The organism is Acinetobacter sp. GN11 (genome assembly GCF_054823985.1).
The window spans coordinates 1-1,188 of sequence record NZ_JRVL01000307.1 but is presented as its reverse complement, the minus strand read 5'-3'; the positions used below and the strand labels follow the sequence as shown (position 1 = coordinate 1,188).

Sequence of the window (1,188 nt, the reverse complement as noted above, 5' to 3'; positions counted from 1 at the left end):
GGCAGCCTTTGCCAAAAGCTATAACGACACGACTTAAATTATATTTATCAGCTTGATTACCTTTAGGGTCTTCAGGCTTTAAGTCATTTCGTCTAAAAACTTAGTTCAACAATAAAACTTGAGATGTGCCACACACAGTCTTTACGGCTTTGCTATGCCTTTTTTTCTCCCAAAAAAGTATCTCATTTAGAAACAACAAGAATTTATAAAGGTAAAACTATGCCAAATTTAGTTCTCCCAACGCGTGCCATAGAAGTTGTTAATACATCCATTCATTTGTTTCACCATCACGGATTTCATACGGTTGGGGTCGACAGAATTGTGAAAGAGTCCGAAATTCCAAAAGCGACTTTTTATCATTATTTTCACTCTAAAGAGCGGTTTATTGAAATCTGTTTGACCGTGCAGAAAGAACGGCTAAAAGAAAAAGTGATTTCAATTGCTGAGTGCACCAACCACACGAGCGCGATTGATAAACTCAAGACACTTTATTTCTTACATACCGATTTAGAGGGGCACTACTATTTATTATTTAAAGCAATTTTTGAAACCAAACTGACCTATCCAAAAGCCTACCAAACCGCAGTGAGGTATAGAACTTGGCTAATCAATGAAATCTATAGCCAGCTTAGATTGCTAAAAACTGATGTTTCATTTCAAGATGCCAAACTATTTTTATATATGATTGAAGGCGCAATTATTCAGCTTTTAAGCTCAGATGTGGCAATTGAGCAAGAGAAGATGCTGGATTGTTTTTTTGATGGGGTTGAAAAACGCATAGCACTATGTGATTGAAAAACTACATGATAAAGCTATCAGTGATAGTTAGAAAAATGTTGCTTTAATGAGTCTAAGAAAAGCTCAACCTTTTTTGGAATTTTTGAGCCATAGGGGGTGGTTGCATAAAAATGAACTGTTGATGAAAAGATGTCCTGTGAACAATTAATAATAACGCCATCATCTTCATGTTTTTTTGCTAAAAAATCGGGAATAAATAAAATACTCTGGTTCTTTTGGCAAAAATCTAAAAGAATTTCTATATTATTGCAGATCAGTTGAGGGCTTGAGTTAATAATCTTATCTTTTAAATCTGATCTTGAATATAACGATATATTATATTTTCTTAATTCTTCTATGCTTTTAGGTTTTTCATATTTATTTAAAAATGTCGTTGTTGCATAGAAGTTT

At 33.6% G+C, this 1,188-nt stretch carries 2 protein-coding genes; one reads left to right on the top strand and one right to left on the bottom strand.

Annotated elements, in window-relative coordinates:
* Positions 1 to 219: 219 nt before the first annotated feature.
* Positions 220 to 795, top strand: a complete 576-nt coding sequence (locus NL42_RS18635; RefSeq protein ID WP_461313882.1) for a TetR/AcrR family transcriptional regulator — start codon at positions 220 to 222, stop codon at positions 793 to 795.
* Positions 796 to 815: 20 nt separating this feature from the next.
* Here the strand turns inward: NL42_RS18635 and NL42_RS18630 are convergent.
* On the bottom strand, positions 816 to 1,188 hold a 373-nt coding region (locus NL42_RS18630; RefSeq protein ID WP_461313881.1), incomplete at its 5' end, for a type 2 periplasmic-binding domain-containing protein.